Genomic DNA, 20,233 nt, shown 5'->3' on the forward strand with positions numbered 1-20,233 from the left:
TCAGCGCGCTGCGATCACCGGATTTCTCGCGGGTCTCGACAGCATCGGCTTCGTGCTGTCGCCGACCAGGAAATAGGGCGCCCAATAGAAGGGATGGGAATATTGCGGCTGGCTGATCAGGCTGCGCTGCGCCGTCTGGAGTGCCTCGCCGATCGATTGGGTCCGCGCAGCCGTGTAGAAGCTGCGCATCAGATCCTCCGATTCCTTCTCCGCTGAGACTTGCCAATAGGTGGCGAGAACCGATCGCGCATTGGCGGCAAGGAACGCACGGACCAAACCCTCCAGCGTGGAGCCGGATTCTTCCTGACCCGAGGCGCGCGCCAGCGCCTGACTCCGCACGCCGCTTGCCGTGTCGCAGGCCGACAGCACCACCAGATTGGCGTTCAGGCGCAGCTGGGCGATTTCCGAGAAGCTGAGCAAACCGTCGGACGCGGTGTCACCGAACGAGGTGACCAAGGCCGGTGGGGATTGGGAACAGCCCCATTGACCTTCCTGCAACCCGTGCGTTGCGAAGTGTAGCACCTGATAGCTGCCAAGGTCGGCTCGCTGCTCGATGGCGGTGTCGCTGAACTGGGCCGCGGTGATCAGCGGCGCATTCGCCTGTCCCAGGGCCTCGGCCGCGACCTGAAGCTCGTGCGTGGCGATCGGCGGAAAGGCGCGAGAGATCGAGGCAAGCTGATTGTAGCCGACGCTGCACCCGAACCCGACGTTGATGATCCGGTCCGGCCCGCGTGTTTCGGGTGGCGGCAAGTGGGTCCCGAGACCAAGAAAGGGCTGGGTTGCAGCGGAGGCCGGCAGGGCGCGCGAGACCAGGAAGGAGCGCGGAGACAAAGCGGTGGAGATCGTCGTTCGCCGCGCCAGGAAATCCGTGGCCGAGAAGTCGAACGGGTCTTCTCGGACGGTGTTCGGATCGTAGCTGGCCACCAATGCACCGACGGGAACCACGCCAAGAGGCCCGCCGGGATCCACGACCAGGCTCCGCGTGTGCAGCATCGCTTCACGTGCAGGTCCTGCAATCAGCCGAAACAGAACGTGCGCGCCGCCCGCGTCATAGGGAACCAGCTGACCGTCCTGCAGACGTCCGTCGATGGATGCGCGAACCGCTGTCGCAAGCCGCTCCAGCTCGGCAAGCTCACCACGTGTGTTCACGACCTGGTAGATGAACGTCCGCTCGGAGGAGACATAAACCCCATAGAGCCGGTTGGGGAGCTCGAAAAGTTTGAAATAGCCTTCGCCCGGTCGAAGCGCCGCGCGGATCGCTTCGATCGTCGCCGGGCTGTCGTCCACGGAACGGAACCGGGGGCTGCTCGCGAGCGCGGCATTGACGGACAGCAGCTTGGCCTCGGCACGATCGCGCTGCGTCTCGAGGTCACCGATGGACTCGCCGGTGCCTTCCGCACGATCTGCGATAGCGTAACGCAGGCGGGTGATCTCGCGTTCGAGCGCCGCCCTGCTCCGAACCAGCTCGGTCAGTTCCGGGTCGGTCGAAACGACGTTCTGCAGCTGATTGAGTTGGCGGGCCACCGCCGGCTCGCCGGTTGCCTGAACCGCGCGGAAGAACAATTCGTACGTCTCGGGGCGGGGCGCGCGCTCGCTCTCCCGGACGAGGAGGTCGAGATAGTTTTCGAGGCCGCTGGGGACGACCGCCCCGGTGCTGTTCGAGGCAACGAGCGCCTCCACGGCTGTTTGATAGACGCTCCGGATCGCCGGCGCCGGCGCGCCGCTCTGCGCAATGATTCCGGCGCGTTCGAGCTGGGCTTCCGCGATCGACGGCTCGGTACCGGTGCCAAGCGTGCCTGCGGCGCTTCGGCGGAGCAAAAGGAGCGCGTTGTCGAACGCCGTTATCGCGCCCGGCCAGTCCTTCCGCTGCGCTGCGAGCCGGCCGCGCTGGCGCTCGATCCGAGCACCAAGCCAAAGAGTTTGGGTTTGTTCGATCGGCTCTCCGAGCAGCGAACGATAGGCGCGGGTCGCTGCGTCAAGGGCTGCCGCCGCCCGCGTTTCATCCCCAAGGCCGAGCAGGGCGACGCTGCGTGCCCAATTCGCCTGTGCGTCGATCACGAGCTGGGAAAGCTGGCGTGTGTCCGGAACCGCCACCGCTTTCGCGCCCGGACGGGCGCTCGCCTGATTGAGTTGCCGAATGGTAGCAACGTCCATCAGCGGCTCATCTGCGGTCGGCTGAACGGAAATGAGGCGATCGAGCGCAACGAGCGCATCGGCGAACCGCCGGCGATTGAGAAGATCGAGTGCCACATAGGCGTTCCGCTTGCGTTGCAGAAATGCAGCGCGCTCGGCGGAGGCCTTGCCGATCAGCGCATCGGCCTGCGCGAACCGTTGTTGCGCGCTGTCGCTGAACACGATGTTCGAATCCGCCAGTCCCGTCTCGAGCAGCAGCTCGGCGCGGGTGCCTGCATCGGCGTTCTCCGGAAGACGGCTGAGAGCATCGTTCAGGACTCGCGATGCTTCGGTATGCCGTCCATTGTGATTGAGCGCGATACCCTGCCGCAGGGCAGCAGCGGCGTCGAACCCTTCCGCAGCGGCGGGAGGTGCCGTTGGGCTCGGCGGAAGCAGGGCGAGATCGATCGTCGCTTTGGGATCTGCCGCAGGATCGGTGCCCGGGCTGCGGGTTCCGGCCAGAACAGCGATGCCTTGCTCCATCGCACCGACAAGAGAGGGCGTCGCATTGGCCACGAGGCGTGTCCGCCCCAGGGGCAGATCGACGCGGACTGTTTCGAGGCCAAGCGACTTGTCGACGCAACGCCGTCCGCGGGCGGCGAGCCCCGCCACCTGAACCGGAATGTCGTTCCCGCACTCGAACAGCGCATCCACGGCGGCCAGCGCCTCCGGTTTGTCGGCAATGATCCTGATCGCACCCAGAGGGCGACTGGCGGTGACGTTCCGACAAGTAATCAGATACGCGCTGTCGAACAGGTCCCTTGTGCCTGCATCGTTCCAGGTCCGGGTGGCGCTGCAGGGTTCATTCGCCGCATTGCGGCCGAGATTGACGACGTCGAGTTGCGTTTGCGGTCGATCCTGGCCTGCGCAGGCGGTGAGGGCGCCGAGCGCCGTCAGTCCCGTCACCAGCGACAAGTGGCGCCATTTCCAGGTGGTCACTGTTGGTTCTCCTGAGCCGCGACGCAGGCGGGATCGCCTTCCGGGCAGGCCTCATACGGTCCGCCCACCGCTCCGATGCCGGCGAACAATGCCTCGTTGTTGCTTCCAATCACCGGATCGAACGGCAAGACGAAGTCCTCCTCCGCACGGAAGACCACCAGACGCCCCGGATCGAAGATGTTGAGGGTCGGCTGGGCGATCGTCGTCGTCAGGCAACCGGCGCCGCTTCCGATCACGCAGCCGTTGATCCGGGCGTTGTTGGTGTCGACGCCGCTTGCCTCGATCGCGCTGTTCCCGAGCACTGCCGTGGACGTGTCGGTGGTACCGTTGATCGACCCGAAGGCGGCAAATACGCTCGGTGTGCCGCTCGGCCGACCACGAAGCGTCAGGGTCGGCCCGCCCTCCGGTGATCCCGTCAGCACCACGCCGGTGTTGAAGCCTCGCGTGCCGGTGTTCTGGAACAGGGCGAATTCGGCGAACCGCACCGTCAGCCGCGATGCGGTCAATGTCGGGCCGGTACCCGGAAGATACGGGGCTCCCCCGGCGAGGCCGCTATAGAGTGCCGAGTTCGAATTGCTCACATAGGCGGCTGTGGCCTGCTCGGACGATAGGCCGCCATTGGCGAACAACGCGTCCAGGAAGCCGCTTTGCCCCAGGGCGATGCGGGTTCCGCGCAGATCCACGTCCGCACCTTCGAAGAACAGCCGTCCTCCTGCGTCAGGCGTGGAAACGATGCGGATGGCGGTGGCGAGGTCCGTGTCCGTGGCGGCGCTTCCGCCGAAGCGGAAGGTCCGTCCGGCACCGGCGCCGCTGACGCCGCCAGTGATCGCGATGTCGCCGAGGCTGAGAATGTCGACATTCCTGCGACCGCTGTTCGGGCCGAATGCGAGTGCGCCGATCTCGACCTGTCCGCTGCCTCCATCGAAGATCGCGCGATCTGCGTCGATCCGGCCGATTTCCGCTTCGGAGAGGCCGAAGCTGCCGTCGGCCCGATCGGCACTGCCGAGACGAAGTCCACCCGCTGCATTGCCATTGACCAGGGTGACGGTCGGGGCACGGAGTTGCCCGCCGATCGCCACGTCGCCGGCGCGCACGGTGATCGCGCTGTTGCCGGTGACCGTTCCTAGTCTGGCGGCTCCGGTGGCGGTCAGGGAGAGGTCGGCAGCGTTCGCCCGCTCGATGGCGAGGTCGCCACTGCTCGCAAGCGACGCAAGGCCACCCACATTGGCGTCATTCAGCGTGATGCCGGCTGCCGTGACGCTCAGCTTTCCGGCGCTCACGCTTCCCAGACTGGCCCTGCCGCCGACCGACAAGGTCGCAGCATTCGAGACGGAAAGCTGCCGCGCGTCGAGAGCGCCGCTGGAGGTCAACTGCGCATCGGCTGCCGCGAGCCTGCCCAACGCAAGCCCGCTTTTGGCGTCGATCGCGGCCGCGCCGGCGATAGTGGCATCGTCCACCCGCACCGCGCCCCCCGTCAAAGCAATGGAATTTGCCTTGAGGATGCCGATCTGGGCGGTGCCCGGTGCCGAGACGATGGCCTTGCTCGCGCTCAGCTCACCGGCGGCAAGATCGGTACCGGCCGTGATCTGGGCATCGCCGCCCGAGGTGAGCCGGCCAAATGTGATGCCCCGCGTTGCGGTGAGGCTGGTGGCGCCCGACACGTCCATCGCCTCGGCGGTGATGCCGGACGCGGTTGCGGTGAGCGTCTGTGCCACCGTTCGGCCGAGATTGGCGGTGCCGCCGGCATTGGCGGTGAGCGCCCCCTGCGACCGGAGGGCGACCGCATTGATGTCGCTGCCCGCGACCAGCGATGCGCTGCCGGCGGTCAGGTCGGCTATGGCGATCGCGCCTGTCGCGGCGAGATCGGCGGCACCCGCAACGATCGTGGTACCCAGCGACATGTCCTGTGCCCGCAGCGAGAGCGTATTGACCCTGGACTCGCCGAGCGTCGCCGTGGTGCCGGACCGCAGCTGCGCGTCCGCTGCCGCAAGCCTGCCGATCACGAGCGCGCCGTTGGTGTCGACTGCAGCCGTACCCGCCACTGCGGCATCGTCCAGGCGCACGATGCCGCCCGTCAATTGCAGGGCATCGGCCGTGAGAATCCCGATCTGGCTCGTGCCCGGCACCGAGATGACGGCCTTGCTCGCGCTCAGTTCGCCGGCGGAAAGATCGGTACCGGCCGTGATCCGGGCTTCGCCGCCCGAGGCGAGCCGGCCGAACGTGATGCCGCGCGTTGCTGTGAGGTTGGTCGCGCCCGATACGTCCAGCGCCTCGGCGGTGATGCCGCCCGCGGTTGCGGTGAGCGTCTGTGCGGCCGTTCGCCCGAGATTGGCGGTGCCGCCGGCACTGGCGGTGAGCGCGCCCTGTGACCGCACGGCGACCGCATTGATGTCGCTGCCCGCGACGATCGATGCGCTGCCCGCGGCCAGATCCGCTATGGCGATCGCGCCTGTCGCGGCGAGATCGGCCGCTTCCGCAACGATCGTGGTGCCCAGCGACGCGTTCTGTGCCGTGAGCGAAAGCGTGTTGACCCTGGACTCGCCGAGCGTCGCCGTCCCGCCTGCCGCGATCGCGGCGGATCCGGCTGCACTCAAGCCTTGAACCGCCAAATCGGTGCCGGACGTGATGGATACCGCGCCAGCGCTCGAAACATTCCGAACGTCGATGGCCGCGGCCGCGGTCAGGGCAACTGGGCCCCCGCCTTCGACGAGGCCGGCCGAGAGATTGCTCACGGTCGAGGTCAGGCTGAGGGCCGCTCCGGCGCGTGCGTTCTCGATGCTGATCGAGGACGCCCGGATCGTCAGGTTCCCCGGGACCGTGATGTCGCCGATCGCCACGCTTCCGAGCAGATCGAGCGCCACTTCGTTGCCGGAGAGGACCGGACTGGCTCCCGTGCGGCCGAGGAGGTCGCCGGCTGCCTTGATCGTCAGTGTCCTGCCTGCGGCAGCGCGGTCGGTGAGCACGTTCCCCGCCTGCGCCTCGAGGGTAAGATCGCGGCCCGCGGACGCGAGGCCGACCGATACGTCGCCGGGCCCGCTGGTGCGAAGAGCGAGATCGATGCCGGCGCTCGCCTGATCGATCGACAAGCGTCCCGCCCTCGAGGTTGCGAGAGCCGACCCGCTGGCGCTGCTCAGTTCCCCCAAGGTGATCGTATCGCCGCTGAGCGACAGATCGCCGGCGGCGCGATACGCCCCCCCGGTGATCGTCCCGCCGGCCAGAGACAGCGTCGCCGCGTCGAGCGTGCCCACGTCGACGGCCCCGCTTCCCGTGTCGATCGCCGCCGTGCCCGATACGGTGAGAGCGGTTCCGCTCAGACTGCCCCCGGTCAGGCGAATGTCGATGGCGTCGGCGAAGAGCGTTCCGAAGACCAGGTTCCCATCGTGCGTCAGCCGGGACGCGACGCTGCCATGCGCCGCATCGACGCTGCCGATCCCGCCAATCCGGATGGTCTCGCCGAGATCGATCGTTCGCCCTGCGCCGGCCCGCACGCCAAGAATTTCCGTGCCGCCTGTCCCCGCCTCGAGCACGCCCGTGTCGAAGTCGATCGCTCCGGCCGCGTCGACGATCATTCTCCCGCCGCTTCTCAGCGTCAGCCCCGGGCCACCGACAACGTCTCCCGACGTCGTCGTCAGGTCGATCAATCCCGCAGCGCTCTGCACCTCGGCGTCGGAATCCGCACCGAGGGCGAGCGAGCTGCCGCGGACCCGATAATCGCCGCCTGCGCTGACGGCACCGTCCACCCGCACGACACCGAATGCGGAAATCCGAACGGTACCCGCACTGGAGCCCGTGCCCAGGGTGATGTCGCTGCCGCTCGATGAGAAGGTCGCTGGACCGCCGGCAGTGAAGGTCTCGACGGCGATCGGTCCCCCCATGCCGATATCGAGGGCACCAGCCGAGGAAATCTCCGACACCGTTGCTCCGCCTGCGCCTGCGAGCGTCACTGCTCCGCCAAGACTGCGCAGGCTGGCTGCCGTGATTCCGCCGTCAACGGACAACGCCAAGGGATCGGACGTGACGACATTGCCGACGGTCAGGCTGCCGCCCAAAGGTGCACCGCCGGCGATTTCGAGGCTGGCCGCATCGACGTTACCGAGCACGACATCGATGCTTCCGGGCGCATCGAGGATCACTCGCGACTGGCGGTCCGGTCCGCCACGAAGCAGGCTGTCGGCGGCGAGGGAAGCCATCCCGCGAAGGGTCAGCGACTCCGCGCCGACCCCATCGGAATTGGCCGTGAGGCGCATGGCTGGCCCGCTCGAAATGCTGCCGGTCGTCGCGGCGATGTCGACGGCGCCGCTCGCCGATTGATCGCCACTCAGCGTGACGCTTGCGCCCCGTACGGAATAGTTGCCTGCGATCGACACGTCGCCGGCGATGGTCATCGCACCGGTTGCGTTGAGCGTGGCGTTGCCGCCGGTGGTTGCGAGTACGCCCAAGGTGGCGGCTCCGGCGGTGGCGTCGACGGTAATCGCGCTTCGCCCGCTGAGCGAAGCCGCATCGATGCTGCCGGCCTCGAGCGTAATGGCGTCGCCGTTCACGGTCGAAAGCTTCGCAGTGCTTCCGGCGGTGAGGGTCACCGCCCCTGCGGCGCCGAGCGCGACATCGCCGCCCGCATTTCCCGTGACGTTCCGCGCAGCCGTGACCGCAAGGCTGGAGCCGCTGCTGTTCAGTAGGTTTGCCGAAATGTCGCGCCCGGACGTCAATGAAACCGCACCGGTTGCGGTCAGCGTATCTGCGATGGCGAGGTCGCTCGACGCACCGGAGGTCTGGATCGTGGCACCGCCGATGACGTTGACGGCGCCGAACGCAACCGCTCCGTTGGACGTCACGGTGAGGCCCCCGCCCGCGTCGATCGTGTCGATCGTGATCAGCCCGGCATCGCTCGACATTGCAAGCGCGCCGCTGGTCGTGACCGCGTCTCCGGCGAGCCGGGTGGACGCCGGGCCGGTGGTGCTGAGCGTTGCGGTCGCCGCGTCCACGGTCGTGAATTCGACATCGCTCCCCGAAAGAGAGACGTCCGCGGCTGCGTTCGCCGCGCCGATCGCGATGGTCGGCGCCTGCAGACTGACGGAACCCGCAATCGCGCTGAGGTCGCCCGCGTTGATCGACCGGGTCGAGCGGATTGCAAGGTCCGACGTTGTAGTCACGTCGCCCAGCACGATGGTTCCGTTCGAGGTCGCGCCGCCAGCGATGATCAATGACGCGGCGCTGACATCACCCAGGCCGATGTCGTTGGCGACTGCGGTATCGACGACGACGCTCGATTGCCGTGCCGAACCGCCAAGCAGGCTGCTGTTCGAGCCGAGCGCCACCCGGCCTCGCAGCGTCAGCGCCTCCGTGCCGACCCCATCGGAATTGGCGGTGAGCGTCAGGCTTGCGGGATTGGAAATCGACCCGCCGGTACGGGCCGTGATCGTGACCGCGCCTGCCGCGGCCTGGGTGCCGCTCAGCCGCACGTTCCCGCCGATGACATTGTAATCGCCGCCGATCGCGACCGGGCCGCTGACGCGAACGTCCGTCGCCGCATCGAGCGATCCCGTGCCGGAGGCGACCCTCAGCGCTCCGAGACGGATCCCCCTCACTGTCGATCCAAGCACCGCCCCGGTCGCGGCGCGAACGTCGGCGGCATCGATCGAAGCGGCCTCGATGGCGACATTCGCCCCGGTCGATTCAACGAGCCCCAGCGCCGCATCGCCCGAGACGGTGATGTCGACGGCGCCGCTTGCCGAAACCGCCGCGCCCGTGTCCGGAGCGAGTCCCGCAAGCGAATCCGCGACGAGGGTCGCCGTCCCGGCAGTCGTCGTGACGCTGTCGACGCGCAGCGCCGCGTCTGCGGTGAGAGAAACCGGGCCGGCGGCCTGCACGCTGCCGAGCGACAGCGCATCGGCTTCGATCGTGGCACCCGATCCCAGGATGAGGGAACCGGCGGAGATGTCGCCGGTGCGCACCAACCCACCCTCGGCCGCGCCGCCCGAAAGTCCGCCGTCAAGGCTCGCCGCGCGAACATCGCCCAGGCGAACATCGTCATTGCGGCTGTCGGAAAAGATGAGCACGGCGGAGTTGAGGCTCGGCCCACCTTCGAGCGATGTGTTCGCGCCGAAGGTGATGTTCCCATTGCCGTTGGCCGTCACGACAAGCGCCTCGGATCCCACCGCATCCGAATTGGCGCGAAGGGTGAGGTCGCCGTTGCCGACGATGCCGCCGTTGGTGGACGTAATGGTGACGCCGCCCGCAGCCTGCTGCATCCTGGTGCCGGCGGCTCCCAACGTCACCTGCCGGCCGCTCACGTTGAAGCCGCCTGAACTCGTGACATTGCCTCTGATCGTCACGGCATCGGTTCCGCCCACGGCGATCCCGCCGGTGGCTGCGCCGCTGTAGGTAAGGCTGCCATTGACCGTTACGGCGACCGGATTGCCTGTGCCGGGACCGGCGATCGCGACGTCGGGATCGATGGTGGAACGGCCGCCGACGATGACGATGCCCTTTTCGCCCGCAACCGCGCTGATGTTCCCATCGATCTGGAGCAACGAATCCGTGAGCAAGCCACGGGTCGCCATCGCGAAATAGACGTTGCGACCCTCGATCGTCCCTCCGACAACGCGGGTGGCGTCGGCGATCGGTGTTCCTTCGTCGATCTGGATTCCGAGCGGACTGCCGGGGGAGAAGGACAGCGTGACATCGTCGGCCGCGACCAGCGCGGCATTCTGTGTTCCGGCATCGAGCGTGCCGTTGACCTGAACCTGTCGCCCTAGCAGGATCAGGCCTAGGCCCGTTCCGCTGGTCTCGATGCTGCCGCCGGAGACCGTCACACGGCGACTGCGGCTGTCCAAGAACGGCACGTCGAAATGATAGTCGCCGGCGAGAAAATCGCTGTCGCTTATGTCGAGCGCGCTCGCCACGAACGAACCCGTCGAGACGCTTCCGCCGCTTCCAATGAGGATGCCGTTGCGATTGACGAGGAAGATGTTGATGTTCGGATCGGAGGTGAGTTGCCCCCGGATCGTGCTCGATCCGGGACCTGTCACCCGGTTGAGCACGCCGACCTGCCCGGTCAGGCTGGTATCGAACGAAACGCTGTGTCCCGCCGCGATGTTGAAGCTGTTCCACTCGATGATCGTATTTTGGGCCCCAATCCCGACATCGAGGTTCGTCGACGAGCCGCCGAAGGTGGCGCTTCCCGCCTGTACGTTGGAGCCGGTGGGAAGGTTCTGCGCCAGCGCCGCCGGGGTCCATACCGCCATGCTGCCGGCCAGCGCGGTCGAGAGTGCCAGCGCCCGCAATGTCGGGGCGCGCTTTTGCGAGACATGTCCGGAGTTCAGCATCTCGTCGGCTCCATCATCAACGCACGGCATCGCTGAAACGCAGCGACAGGGAAACCAGGATCCGGTCGGAGGGCGGCTCCCGATCGATCGTCAAGGCCCGGTCCTTGGGATGGGCATAGGTGATCTCGAGCAGCGCCTGGCCAGGTAGGCCAAGTCGAAGCCCGGCACCGAAGCTCGAGAGCGTGCGCTCCGTTTCGGTGGCTCCGCGATCGAGATTGTCGAGATAGACGAAGTCGTAGAAGCCGAAGACCTGGGACGTGAACCGCGACGAGAAAGGCAAATCGAACTGCGCCTCGCCGCTGAGCCCGATCGCGCGGTCGCCGCCATTCGCTCCCGGATCGTAGCCACGCCCCATGGTGAGGTTCCCGAGCGAGAATTCCTCATAGTTCAGCAATGGATCGTCGGTCCACTGGGTCTGGCCGCGGGCGACCAAGCGGAACGTGCGGCTCAAACCTGCCATGGCTTCGAGGCTGGCCCGGAGGACCAGTGCGTCCGCCTCGCCGTCGATGCGGGACTGAATGCGACCGTCTTCGACCCCGGGCTTCGTGGCGCCGAGGATGTCGAACCCCTTGCGCGCTTCCAGAGCACCGCGAAAGGCCCATATCGGACTGCCATCCGGACGGACCCGGCGCGTGTCCGCATTGAGGCTCAGATACGCGATCCTCATCTTGTCACGGGTGAGCGGCAGCTTGAGGTCACCCGAATAGAGGTTGGTAAGCTGATCGATGTAATCGAATCCGGCTGCCGCGAAGACGTTGGTGTTCAAGGACCGGATCAGCGGCTTCGTATAGTCGAAGCCCACGATCAGCGTGTCCGCGCGATAGTCGAGGCCGGGAAGATCCGGGCGTGACCAGGCGAAGCTGATCCGCGCCCCCAGCGTCGACCCGTCGGCTCCGAGACCGGCGATGTGACCGGCCTGCAGGATTCGCTGCTCCTTGAAGTCCGCAGTGCTCGAAGCGCCCACGTAGGTGATGTCGCTGAGGCCGGTCAGACCATAATATTCCGCGCGAACATAGCCGGTCTCGCGGCCCAGAACACGGGAGTTGTAGTTCTGGAGATTCGCGAGCAGGTTGAAGCGGCGGTAACTGATCGTGACATCGCCGATCACCTCGCCCGGCGCGCCCCCGGCAGGACGGAGCGCCAATTGCACATCGAGACCCGGTACGTCGCCCGCAAGGAGGAGGAGACGTTCGATCACACCTTCGTTCAGCGGATCGAAGGTCTTCAAGCGATTCAGGCGCTCACGGAGCATGTCCTCATAGGGTCCGGCATTGCCGCGAACCCGGACTTCGACCATCTTCGCCGTGACGACATGGAGCGCCAGCGTGCCGTCCGTGATTTCCTGAGGCGGCACTTGCACCGACGCCACCCAGCCTTCGCGGCGGAGGGCGGCGTTGGCCGCATCCCGCAAGTCGCAGATTACCCGGATCGATTGGTCGCCGGAGGGCTGTTTCAGGCGCGCAATGACGTCTGCGATCTCGGCGGGCAGCGGTGATCCGTCGGGGCGGGAATAGACGACACGCTGGAGATCGAGCCGAAGGGGCGACTCATCGAACGGGCAGGTGCTGACTTCGAAAGCGGACCGGGAGTCGACGTTCACGGTCGAGGGCTGGCGTGTCTCAGGGACCGGAGGCGTGACTTGTTCGGGCGTCGGTAAGGTCGGGCGGGGCGCGGGCGGCGGCGGCACGGTCTGCGCTGTCGCGGCACCGCTCACCAGAAGTGCTGCCACTGCCGCCGCTATGCCCGTCCGCATGCGCCCCACCTGCCGTTGCTGACGCACCTTGCTCTTCTCCCCCACGAAAGCGTCGGCGTCGGAATTGTGACGCCATTACTACAAGTTGTCGGTCGATCGTCGGCCCTGTCGATACGAACGAGTGGCTACTGCTCCAGCAGCATCCAAGTCAATCGGATGGCGCGTGTGCCGCTACGAATCGCAACGATGCCCAGCGCCATGGCGGCGGCCTTTTCCATGTCAGCGTTCACGATAGAAGCTGTTGCCTGCAAGCGTTCTGTAGATCTGCACCTCGCTGCTTGGCGCACCGCTGCCCGCAGTGCGCCACCAGAACAGCTTGCCTCCTGTGGGATCCGCCGGGCGAGGTCCCCGAGCGATCTCCAGCACCTTCTCGACATGGGCGCGCAGCGCCGGCTGGCGCTGGTCGGCGGCGTCGTTCGCGACCTTCAGTATGGTGTTTATGTTCGATGCGACGTCTCCGGCGATCGTCGGATAGGCCCCGAAGCCGTGAAACTGTCCGCGGGCCCGGACCACGTCGCTGAGGCTGCGCGCACCCTGAGACCCCCAGCGGGCCGATGGTCTCGCGCGGCGATTTTCGACCACCACCCGCATCAATTCCATGGACTCGGCAATCTGAGGCACGGCCTCGCGGGACACCAGAATCGGGTTGGGCGCTTCGGCAAGGAGCAGGCGGGCAAGGAGTCCGGCCTCGGTGGACGCATCCGGAAGGGTGAGAACTGGCTGGACCTTGACCACCAGCGGCCCGGCCACGACCCGACCCTGAGAGCGGATGGTCAGCATGGTTTGACCGACCATCAAGGCCCGCAGCGTAAAGGTGGTGAAATTGGCTGCCACCCGATTGTTGATCTCGGCTGCAGCCGCAATCGCCGGCGTAGACAGTTCGATCGTCAGCGGGAGGCTTTCATTCGTCGACGCCGGAAGAACCTTGAGCTTGAGGGCGTTGCCTACCACCGCGATCAGCGGGGCCGCGACCGGTTTGCCGGATAGCCATTGCAGGTAAGCCATTGCGCTTCCTCAGGGTTTGGGAGAAGGGATCGTGTATTGGGCGCCATGAGACTGGCAATCGGCCAGGCGTCCGTCGACCCATGCTCGGCTCACGAGGTACGTGCTGCCCGCGATCTCCCTTTCCGTCGCGACCACGTCTTCATCCAGGCTCAGCTTGCGTGTCGATCGCAGCAGGGTTTCCGCAGGGGCGCTTCCATCGCCTTGCCCGAGCCAGAAGATGAGCTTTCGCGCTTCGCGCCAGTGCACCCATGCATGCTCGCCGTCCGGTCCCCGGTAACCGACCACACAAAAATGCTGCGGCCCTCTTGGTTGCGGATCGCTGCCGGCAACCAGGCCGGTCAGAGCCGGCGTGGCGTCGCCGAAGTCTTCGTCTTCACGCGGATCGAAGATCTGCGGTGCGGCAGCTGCCGCATTCCCAATCGGCTGCGAAGAGACGGGCATCATGCAAGCGGAGTTGCTCAACAGCAGGCCCAGGAGCATGTATCCATGTCGACTCAAACGCCTTCTCCGTGCTTCGGTCGCTGCACCTCTCCTAGTCGGAGCAATCGTCCCGGTCGAGTGCGTGCTACGCCAGCTTGGACGGGCGTGGATGCCGGAGTGCCTGTTTGCCCGCACTGATCGGTCAGGTCGCAGGCGAGTCTCGTCAAGCGCGATTGGCGGCGACGAAGAAATCGATGAAGGCGCGAACCGCCGGCCGGGTCTGGCGACGGCTCGAATGGTAGAGGAAGAAGCCGGGAAAGGCGGTGCACTGTTCGGGGAACAGCTCGATCAGCCGGCCTGCCTCGAGATCCTCGGCGATCCGCGCATGATAGAGGAAGGCGATGCCGGCGCCGCGCAGTGCCGCCTGCTGGACGAGATGATCGTCATTGGCGGTCATCGTCGCCGCCATGTCGGACAGGGTGATCTCGGCGCCGTCGCGCTCGACTTCCCAGGCATAGACGGTGCCGCTGGTGAAGCGGCGCTGGATGCAGCGATGCTCGGCAAGCGCCTCGAGGCTCGGCGGTCGGCCGTAGCGGGCCAGATAGTCGGGCGCGGCGACAATCGTGAATCGCTGCGGCGGGCCGATGCGGACTGCGACCATGCCGGGCTGCAATTGCTCGCCCAAGCGCAAGCCGACATCGAACCGTTCCGAAACGATGTCGACGAACCGATCCTCGACGAGGATGTCGAGCGCAACCGCGGGGAAGGCCTCGGCGAAGGCGCTGAGGTGCGGGCCAAGCAGCATATGTGCGGCAGACGGCGGTGCGGTCACGCGCACGCGGCCGGAGGGGGCGCCGCCAGCGTCGCTCGCCTCGTCCATTCCGCCGGCGATCTCTGCAAGCGCGGGCTCGATTCGTTCGAGCAGCCGCCGGCCGGCGTCGGTGAGCGACAGGCTGCGGGTGGAGCGGTTGAGCAATCGTGCTCCGAGCCGGGCCTCGAGTGCTGCAACGCCGTGGCTGGTTGCCGACGGCGACAGACCTAGCGATCGGGCGGCGGCCCGAAACCCGCCCGCCCGCGCGACGGCCGCGAACAAGGTGAGATGCGGCAGATAGTCGCGATCCATTGTTTCATCCGATCGAACAGGATGTGCGTGATAGCCCTCCTAATCAGAACAGCAAGGCGGTCTACATTGGTCGCCATGCGAAGGAGGACGGAATGAAACAGCGCAATTTGGGTAGTCTGCAGGTCTCGGCCATTGGGCTCGGCTGCATGGGCTTCACCGCAGCTTATGGTGGTCAGGACGTTTCGGCGTCGATCGCCACGCTGCACCGCGCCGTCGAGATCGGCATCACCTTTTTCGACACCGCGGAGGTGTACGGCCCATATGAGAATGAGGAAATCGTCGGCAAAGCGTTGCGCGAGGTCCGCGATCAGGTGGTGATCGCAACCAAATACGGATTCGCGATCGGTGATGAGGGGTTCGGCTTCCAGCGGACCACCGGGCTCGACGGAAGCCCTGCCAATGCGCGCCGAGTCGCCGAGGCCTCGCTTACGCGGCTGGGGGTCGACACGATCGATCTCTTCTACTTGCACCGTCCCGATCCCGCGGTGCCGATCGAGGAATCGGTCGGCGGGATGGCCGCTTTGGTCGAGGAGGGCAAGGTTCGGGCGATCGGCCTTTCGGAGGTGTCGGCCGACCAGCTGCGGCGCGCCCATGCCGTCCATCCGATCACTGCGCTGCAAAGCGAATATTCGCTTTGGTTTCGCGACGCCGAACAGTCGGTCCTGCCGACGTGCCGCGAGCTCGGCATCGGCTTCGTTCCGTTCAGCCCGCTCGGCCGCGGCTTTCTGACAGGGGGAATTCGCAGCCGCGACGATCTCGAGCAGGACGATTTTCGCGCCGGATTGCCGCGCTTCGCCGAGGGGAATCTGGAAGCAAACCTGGCCCTCGTCGACCGGCTGAAAGAGATGGCCGGCGCCCGCGGCGTGACCGCAGCACAGCTCGCTCTGGCATGGGTGCTGGGGCAGGGCGACGACATCGTCCCGATCCCGGGTGCGCGAAAGATCCCCCATCTGGAGGCGAATGCCTCCGCGGTTGATCTGCGCCTTCCGGTAGACGAGTTGGCGGCAATCGGCGGGGTCATGGCCGGGGTGCGGGGCGCGCGCTACGGCGAACGCGAACAGGCGCGGCTCGCCGGCCAGCGCTGATCCGGGCAAGGCTCGAGGCCGCCTTTCAGAGTCGGTCTCGAGCCACCCGCCACAGCCGCTTCCAATCACGGCTGCCGGCGTCCCGATGGACGCTCCACCATCTCGGCCGCGGGCGATTTCACGCCTTCCTCACGCTCGATTGCGCGGCCCTGCATACGCCCTGGCGCGATCAGCCGCCCGACGCCGGGCGATGCCGCGCGTCCGGAAATGCAGGCGCTTCAGCCCTGCAAGCCAAGGAAATCGAGAATGATGATATCCAGACCTGGTGGGGGATTGCGGTTGGTCCCACTTTCGCTGACCTGCACGGCACTGCTGCTACTCGCCGGCGTCTCGCCGTCTGCGGCGCAGGAAGCGCCGTCCGATGCCGACTTCGAGGCCGCGCTCAGAAACGCGCCGCCACGTTCGGAAGCGCGTCAGCAGGATGGCGGCGCTCAAGGCCTCGCACGCTCACCTGCTGCGCCTGCTTCCGAGTCTCTGGCTGCGGGCGGACGGGGATCGTCCGACAGACGGGACAAGGTTGCGCCGCCGGGCACGCTTCCGGCGCATTGGCGAGGCGTCAAAGTGCTCGACGACGCCCTGTGGCGCAAGGCCCAGCGCGAAGCGGAGCAGGGCCTGCTTGATCCCCATGCCTTCGCCCAATCGGTATTCGGGCCGCTGCCGCTGCCCCCGGGGGCTACGCCCATTCATTGCCGGAATTCGATCAAGCGCGTGTGGTTCACGCTCGGCCTCGATGTTCCGTCTGCCGAATATGCCCGCGCCCTGGCCGAGGACGAGAGGAACGGCGGCAAGTCCGTGATCGGCAAGCCGAGCTTCCTGCTGGGGCACACCCAGATGGCGGAAAAGGCGACCATCAAGATCCGTGCCGACGTCGGGAAGCACTTCGCTGCACTCGGGTGGCAGAAGGTGCCGGACAGGACCAGCCGAGACATCTACATGCCCGCCGGCGGTGACCCCGACCGGTCGCTCCGCATCGGTGTCTGGCCTGACGCTTACACGCAGCAGGCTCTCTGCAATTATCACGGCATCAAGCTTCCGACCGGGCCGGTGATCGAGGTGTGGCTGCCGGCCCCCTGATCAGTCCGTGCCGCAGGCCGGGCGCAGCGAAACGATGTCGTGGAACAGCATCCGCCGCAGCCGCGCCAACCTTGACGCATAGAGGTTGGGGCGGCCGCAGCGCCGTGCATCCAGGATGATGTGCAGATCGGTGGCGATTCGTTCGAGCAGCGGCAGGAAGGACCCGCAGTCGCCGCTCTTTCGCAATTGATCGATCGCCTTGTGCAGATGCGCCTCGGTGGCGGGCGTTACGGCCCCGTCGATCGGGCGCAGCGCCACTTCCAGCGCGAAGCTTGCGGATTCCAGCGCGCGGTCAGCGCAGGCTTTGGCGATCTCGACAGCGTCCATCATGTCCCCCGACAATCGGTCTACGCCGAGGATGGTTAATGAGTCGCTTACCGCCGAAGTCCGGCCCGGAAACCTCAGCCCTGGACTCTGTCGTCCCGCGCCGGCCCTTCGTCCGCCGGCCAGCCGCCGATGTTTCGGTAGATCCGGCTGCGCAGGGTGCGCAGGGTCGTGTTGAGCGCGCCGAGCGCCTCGGGCGAGAAGTCGGAAGTCGCCAGCAGCCGTTCGGCGAGACAGGCCGCACGCGGCTTCAGCGCCCGCCCGCGATCGGTCAGCGCGACCAGTACCTGGCGCTCGTTGTCCGGGTTCCGTCTCCGATCGATGAGCTTCGCCGTCTCCAGCCGCTTCAGCAAGGGCGTGAGCGTGCTCGATTCGAGCGCGAGTTGATCGGCAATGCGGCCGACTGTCTGGCCGTCCTCTCGCCAGAGCACGTTCAACACGAGATATTGGGGGTAGGTCAGGCCCAGCGAATCGAGCGCCGGCTTGTAGGCGCGCTGGATCGCAATCCCCGCGGCATAGACTGCGTAGCAGACCTGATCGTCGAGGCTCATCGGCCCTTCCTTCGCATTCGTCATCCGGTGTCTCCAAGCACTCAGTGCGCTATATCACAGAAAAACATATCGCGATAACTTTCTTCTGGACAAGATAGGGCGCCGCCGCTACCGGACATTTATCGCGATAATAATCGTCGCGGAACAGAGGAGCGACCGTCATGAAGAAAGTTCGCAATGCCATTCTCGCCGCCGCCGCCTTGGTCGGCACGGCCGCCACCGCACAGGCCCAGCCGGCCCGCAACGTCGTCCTCGTCCATGGTGCCTTCGCCGACGGCTCGGGCTGGCGGGGAGTCTATGACGCACTGACCAAGCGCGGTTATCGTGTCAGCGTCGTCCAGAATCCGCTGACCAGCTTCGCAGACGATGTCGCGGCTACCAAGCGCGTGCTCGATCGCCAGGACGGACCGACCATCCTCGTCGGCCATTCCTATGGCGGCAGCGTGATCACCGAGGCCGGCGTCGACAACAAGGTCGTCGGTCTCGTCTATGTCGCCGCCTTCGCGCCGGACGTGGGGCAATCGACGCTCGATCAATATGCCGAAGTGCCGCCCCCGCCGAACTTCGTGCCCGAGGAGACGGCCGACGGACTCGCTTTCCTCAACAAGGACAAGTTTAAGGCCGGCTTCGCAGCCGATGCGAGCGACTCCGACGCAGCCTTCCTGCGCGATTCGCAGGTGCCGGTCGCCATGGCGGCGCTTGGCGCCAAGCTCAGTGTCGCCGCCTGGAAGCAGAAGCCGAGCTGGGCGGTGGTGGCGACGGAAGACGGCGCGATCGATCCCAAATTGCTCCGCAGCACCGCACGCCGCATCGGTGCGCAGACCGTCGAGGTGAAGGGCAGCCATGTCGTCTTCCTCACCCAGCCGCAGGCGGTTGCCGACGTCATCGACCGCGCCGCCAAGTCGGCCGACCGCTGAGCGTATTCTCCTGTGCCGGCGAGTGAATTCCGCCGGCACAGCAAGCGTGCTCAGATCGGCACTGTCTCGTCGAGGTAGGGTGCTGAGGGCGGGGCCCCTGGGACCGCCAGTGTCGGCCGTTCCCGCGCCGCCGCGGCGCGGATCCATTCGGTGCCGCCCGGCCGCTTGCGCATCGCCTTGTCGGTGCGGGTCTGAACGAGGCCGTAGATCGGCAGGTCGCGATAGCCGGGGGCGGCGTCGCCGAACGCCCAGGCGAGATTACCGTAGGTGGACGGATCGCGGCCGTCGAGGCTGAGGCGGTCGTTCAGATAGCAGGCCGTCGCCCAGGCGGTGCGCGGATCCGGAGTCATCGCGAGGATCCGCTTGGCCCAGTACATGCGCAGATTGTTGTGCATCCAACCATCGACCAGATATTGTTTCTGGCACGCATTCCAGGTTTCGTCGCGTGTCTCGCCATGGACGAGCGCCCACAGGCTTTCGTGTTCCGGGCGCGGGTCGGCGGCATGGCGCTCCAGCTGCGCGCGCGCCCAATCGGGCACCCGCGCGTAACTTTCCGGAACGGCCAACGTCCGCGCCTTGTAGTGGAACCATTCGCGCCAGGTGAGCAGTTCGTCGGCGAACTTCTCCTGCTGTTCGGCCGGCACTGCGGACTCGCGGATCGCCGCCATCACCTCGCGGGGGCCGACCACGCCGAAGTGGAGGTAGGGCGACAGGGTGCTTGCGCCTTCGGGCCGCGCCGGATCGCCCCGCGCTTCGGCATAGTCTGGAAGCACCTCGTCGGTCAGCCGCCGCAGCCGGATGCACACTTCTGCGCGCGATCCCGGCAACATCATGCTCGGAGAAAGCGCATGATCGATGTCGAGCGACGCGATCAGGGCGTCGAGATCGGTGTCGCGGGCGGTCTCCAGCCGGTCCGGGACGAACGGGAGGGGGCCATCATAGGGTCCGCTCAGCGCGGATTCGTCGGACCAATCCTGCCACGCATCGCGCGCCGCGGCGTGCCGGCGGCGGAACGCGGCGGTAGTCCCGACGCCCCGATCCAGGGCGGCAGGCGGCACCAGGCAGGCGGCGTTGACCGCGATCACGGCGGCACCGCTCTTCGATGCAAGACGCTGCGCCTGCCACTGCGCGACGAAGGCCGGCTGGTCCTCCAGCACGACCGCTGCCGCCACCTCGGCAAGCCGGTAGACGAGGCCGCGTTCCCGCCGCTCGGCACGATCGACATGCTGCACGCAGGCGACGCCGCGTGCGCGGCATCCGGCGGCGAGGTCACGGCTCGCGCCGAGGATGAAGCGGTGGAAGCGGTCGGAGGCGAATGGATAGTCTTCGCGTAAGCCGTGATAGACCAGCACCGGCAGGCCGAGCGCATTGCCGAGCAGGATTGCTGCGTCGATGGCGGGGTTGTCGTCAGCGCGGAGTGCCTGCTGCAGCCAGCAGAGCACATAGCGTCCGTCCGCGCGCAGCGCATGCGCGTTCAACGCGCGGCATCGCGGCGCCTCACGCCACGCGCGCAACGGGGGAGGGATTTCGGCCTGCATCATGGCG

12 protein-coding genes are annotated in these 20,233 nt (G+C 66.8%); 3 read left to right on the forward strand and 9 right to left on the reverse strand.

From position 1 onward, the window contains the following. The 6 genes from C7I55_RS24335 to C7I55_RS24360 all read right to left on the reverse strand — a co-directional run bounded on the left by C7I55_RS24335 (position 1) and on the right by C7I55_RS24360 (position 14,737). A complete protein-coding gene (locus tag C7I55_RS24335) occupies positions 1 to 3,111 on the reverse strand; it encodes a CHAT domain-containing protein (protein WP_106515655.1) in 3,111 nt (1,036 codons plus the stop codon). Beyond that, a complete protein-coding gene (locus C7I55_RS24340; RefSeq protein WP_158266574.1) occupies positions 3,108 to 10,436 on the reverse strand; it encodes a two-partner secretion domain-containing protein in 7,329 nt (2,442 codons plus the stop codon). Before C7I55_RS24340 ends, C7I55_RS24335 begins: the two co-directional genes overlap by 4 nt. Before the next feature lie 16 nt (positions 10,437 to 10,452). Next, positions 10,453 to 12,189, reverse strand: a complete 1,737-nt coding sequence (locus tag C7I55_RS24345; RefSeq protein ID WP_109043782.1) for a ShlB/FhaC/HecB family hemolysin secretion/activation protein — start codon at positions 12,187 to 12,189, stop codon at positions 10,453 to 10,455. 219 nt (positions 12,190 to 12,408) lie between these two features. After that, positions 12,409 to 13,194, reverse strand: a complete 786-nt coding sequence (locus C7I55_RS24350) for a hypothetical protein (RefSeq protein ID WP_106515658.1) — start codon at positions 13,192 to 13,194, stop codon at positions 12,409 to 12,411. A 9-nt stretch (positions 13,195 to 13,203) separates the two neighbouring features. Next, positions 13,204 to 13,674 carry a hypothetical protein gene (locus tag C7I55_RS24355; RefSeq protein ID WP_106515659.1) on the reverse strand — a complete coding sequence of 157 codons (471 nt, stop codon included), beginning with the start codon at positions 13,672 to 13,674 and terminating at the stop codon, positions 13,204 to 13,206. 163 nt (positions 13,675 to 13,837) lie between these two features. Then, the gene (locus C7I55_RS24360) at positions 13,838 to 14,737 is read right to left on the reverse strand and encodes a LysR family transcriptional regulator (RefSeq protein WP_106515660.1); all 900 of its coding nucleotides are present in this window, start codon (positions 14,735 to 14,737) and stop codon (positions 13,838 to 13,840) included. 92 nt (positions 14,738 to 14,829) lie between these two features. Between C7I55_RS24360 and C7I55_RS24365 the strand changes: the two genes are divergently transcribed. Both C7I55_RS24365 and C7I55_RS24370 read left to right on the forward strand, forming a co-directional pair. Beyond that, positions 14,830 to 15,822, forward strand: a complete 993-nt coding sequence (locus C7I55_RS24365) for an aldo/keto reductase (protein ID WP_106515661.1) — start codon at positions 14,830 to 14,832, stop codon at positions 15,820 to 15,822. A 246-nt stretch (positions 15,823 to 16,068) separates the two neighbouring features. Further along, positions 16,069 to 16,896 carry a hypothetical protein gene (locus tag C7I55_RS24370; protein ID WP_146151135.1) on the forward strand — a complete coding sequence of 276 codons (828 nt, stop codon included), beginning with the start codon at positions 16,069 to 16,071 and terminating at the stop codon, positions 16,894 to 16,896. On the opposite strand, the gene C7I55_RS24375 is transcribed toward C7I55_RS24370, so the two are convergent. Then, on the reverse strand, positions 16,897 to 17,226 hold the full coding sequence (locus C7I55_RS24375; protein ID WP_106515663.1) for a hypothetical protein: 330 nt from the start codon (positions 17,224 to 17,226) through the stop codon (positions 16,897 to 16,899). It abuts the gene before it with no gap. Between the two features lie 71 nt (positions 17,227 to 17,297). Continuing rightward, positions 17,298 to 17,795: a MarR family winged helix-turn-helix transcriptional regulator gene (locus C7I55_RS24380; protein WP_106515664.1), complete on the reverse strand. Its 498-nt coding sequence runs from the start codon at positions 17,793 to 17,795 to the stop codon at positions 17,298 to 17,300. 137 nt (positions 17,796 to 17,932) lie between these two features. On the opposite strand from C7I55_RS24380, the gene C7I55_RS24385 reads away from it, so the two are divergent. After that, entirely contained in the window at positions 17,933 to 18,688 is a 756-nt protein-coding gene (locus C7I55_RS24385; protein WP_106515665.1) for an alpha/beta fold hydrolase, read from the forward strand. A 50-nt stretch (positions 18,689 to 18,738) separates the two neighbouring features. On the opposite strand, the gene C7I55_RS24390 is transcribed toward C7I55_RS24385, so the two are convergent. Further along, a complete protein-coding gene (locus tag C7I55_RS24390; protein ID WP_106515666.1) occupies positions 18,739 to 20,229 on the reverse strand; it encodes a deoxyribodipyrimidine photo-lyase in 1,491 nt (496 codons plus the stop codon). Between the last annotated feature and the right edge of the window lie 4 nt (positions 20,230 to 20,233).

The organism is Allosphingosinicella deserti, assembly GCF_003012735.1.
In the GTDB taxonomy this organism is placed as follows: domain Bacteria; phylum Pseudomonadota; class Alphaproteobacteria; order Sphingomonadales; family Sphingomonadaceae; genus Allosphingosinicella; species Allosphingosinicella deserti.

What these genes read in the sequence shown, in the direction of transcription:
- C7I55_RS24340 (WP_158266574.1), bottom strand. Translation starts at nt 10,436, where the DNA reads ATGCTGAACTCCGGACATGTCTCGCAAAAGCGCGCCCCGACATTGCGG.
- C7I55_RS24370 (WP_146151135.1), top strand. Translation starts at nt 16,069, where the DNA reads ATGATGATATCCAGACCTGGTGGGGGATTGCGGTTGGTCCCACTTTCG.
- C7I55_RS24375 (WP_106515663.1), bottom strand. Translation starts at nt 17,226, where the DNA reads ATGATGGACGCTGTCGAGATCGCCAAAGCCTGCGCTGACCGCGCGCTG.
- C7I55_RS24385 (WP_106515665.1), top strand. Translation starts at nt 17,933, where the DNA reads ATGAAGAAAGTTCGCAATGCCATTCTCGCCGCCGCCGCCTTGGTCGGC.
- C7I55_RS24355 (WP_106515659.1), bottom strand. Translation starts at nt 13,674, where the DNA reads ATGCTCCTGGGCCTGCTGTTGAGCAACTCCGCTTGCATGATGCCCGTC.
- C7I55_RS24345 (WP_109043782.1), bottom strand. Translation starts at nt 12,189, where the DNA reads ATGCGGACGGGCATAGCGGCGGCAGTGGCAGCACTTCTGGTGAGCGGT.
- C7I55_RS24380 (WP_106515664.1), bottom strand. Translation starts at nt 17,795, where the DNA reads ATGACGAATGCGAAGGAAGGGCCGATGAGCCTCGACGATCAGGTCTGC.
- C7I55_RS24390 (WP_106515666.1), bottom strand. Translation starts at nt 20,229, where the DNA reads ATGATGCAGGCCGAAATCCCTCCCCCGTTGCGCGCGTGGCGTGAGGCG.
- C7I55_RS24360 (WP_106515660.1), bottom strand. Translation starts at nt 14,737, where the DNA reads ATGGATCGCGACTATCTGCCGCATCTCACCTTGTTCGCGGCCGTCGCG.
- C7I55_RS24350 (WP_106515658.1), bottom strand. Translation starts at nt 13,194, where the DNA reads ATGGCTTACCTGCAATGGCTATCCGGCAAACCGGTCGCGGCCCCGCTG.
- C7I55_RS24365 (WP_106515661.1), top strand. Translation starts at nt 14,830, where the DNA reads ATGAAACAGCGCAATTTGGGTAGTCTGCAGGTCTCGGCCATTGGGCTC.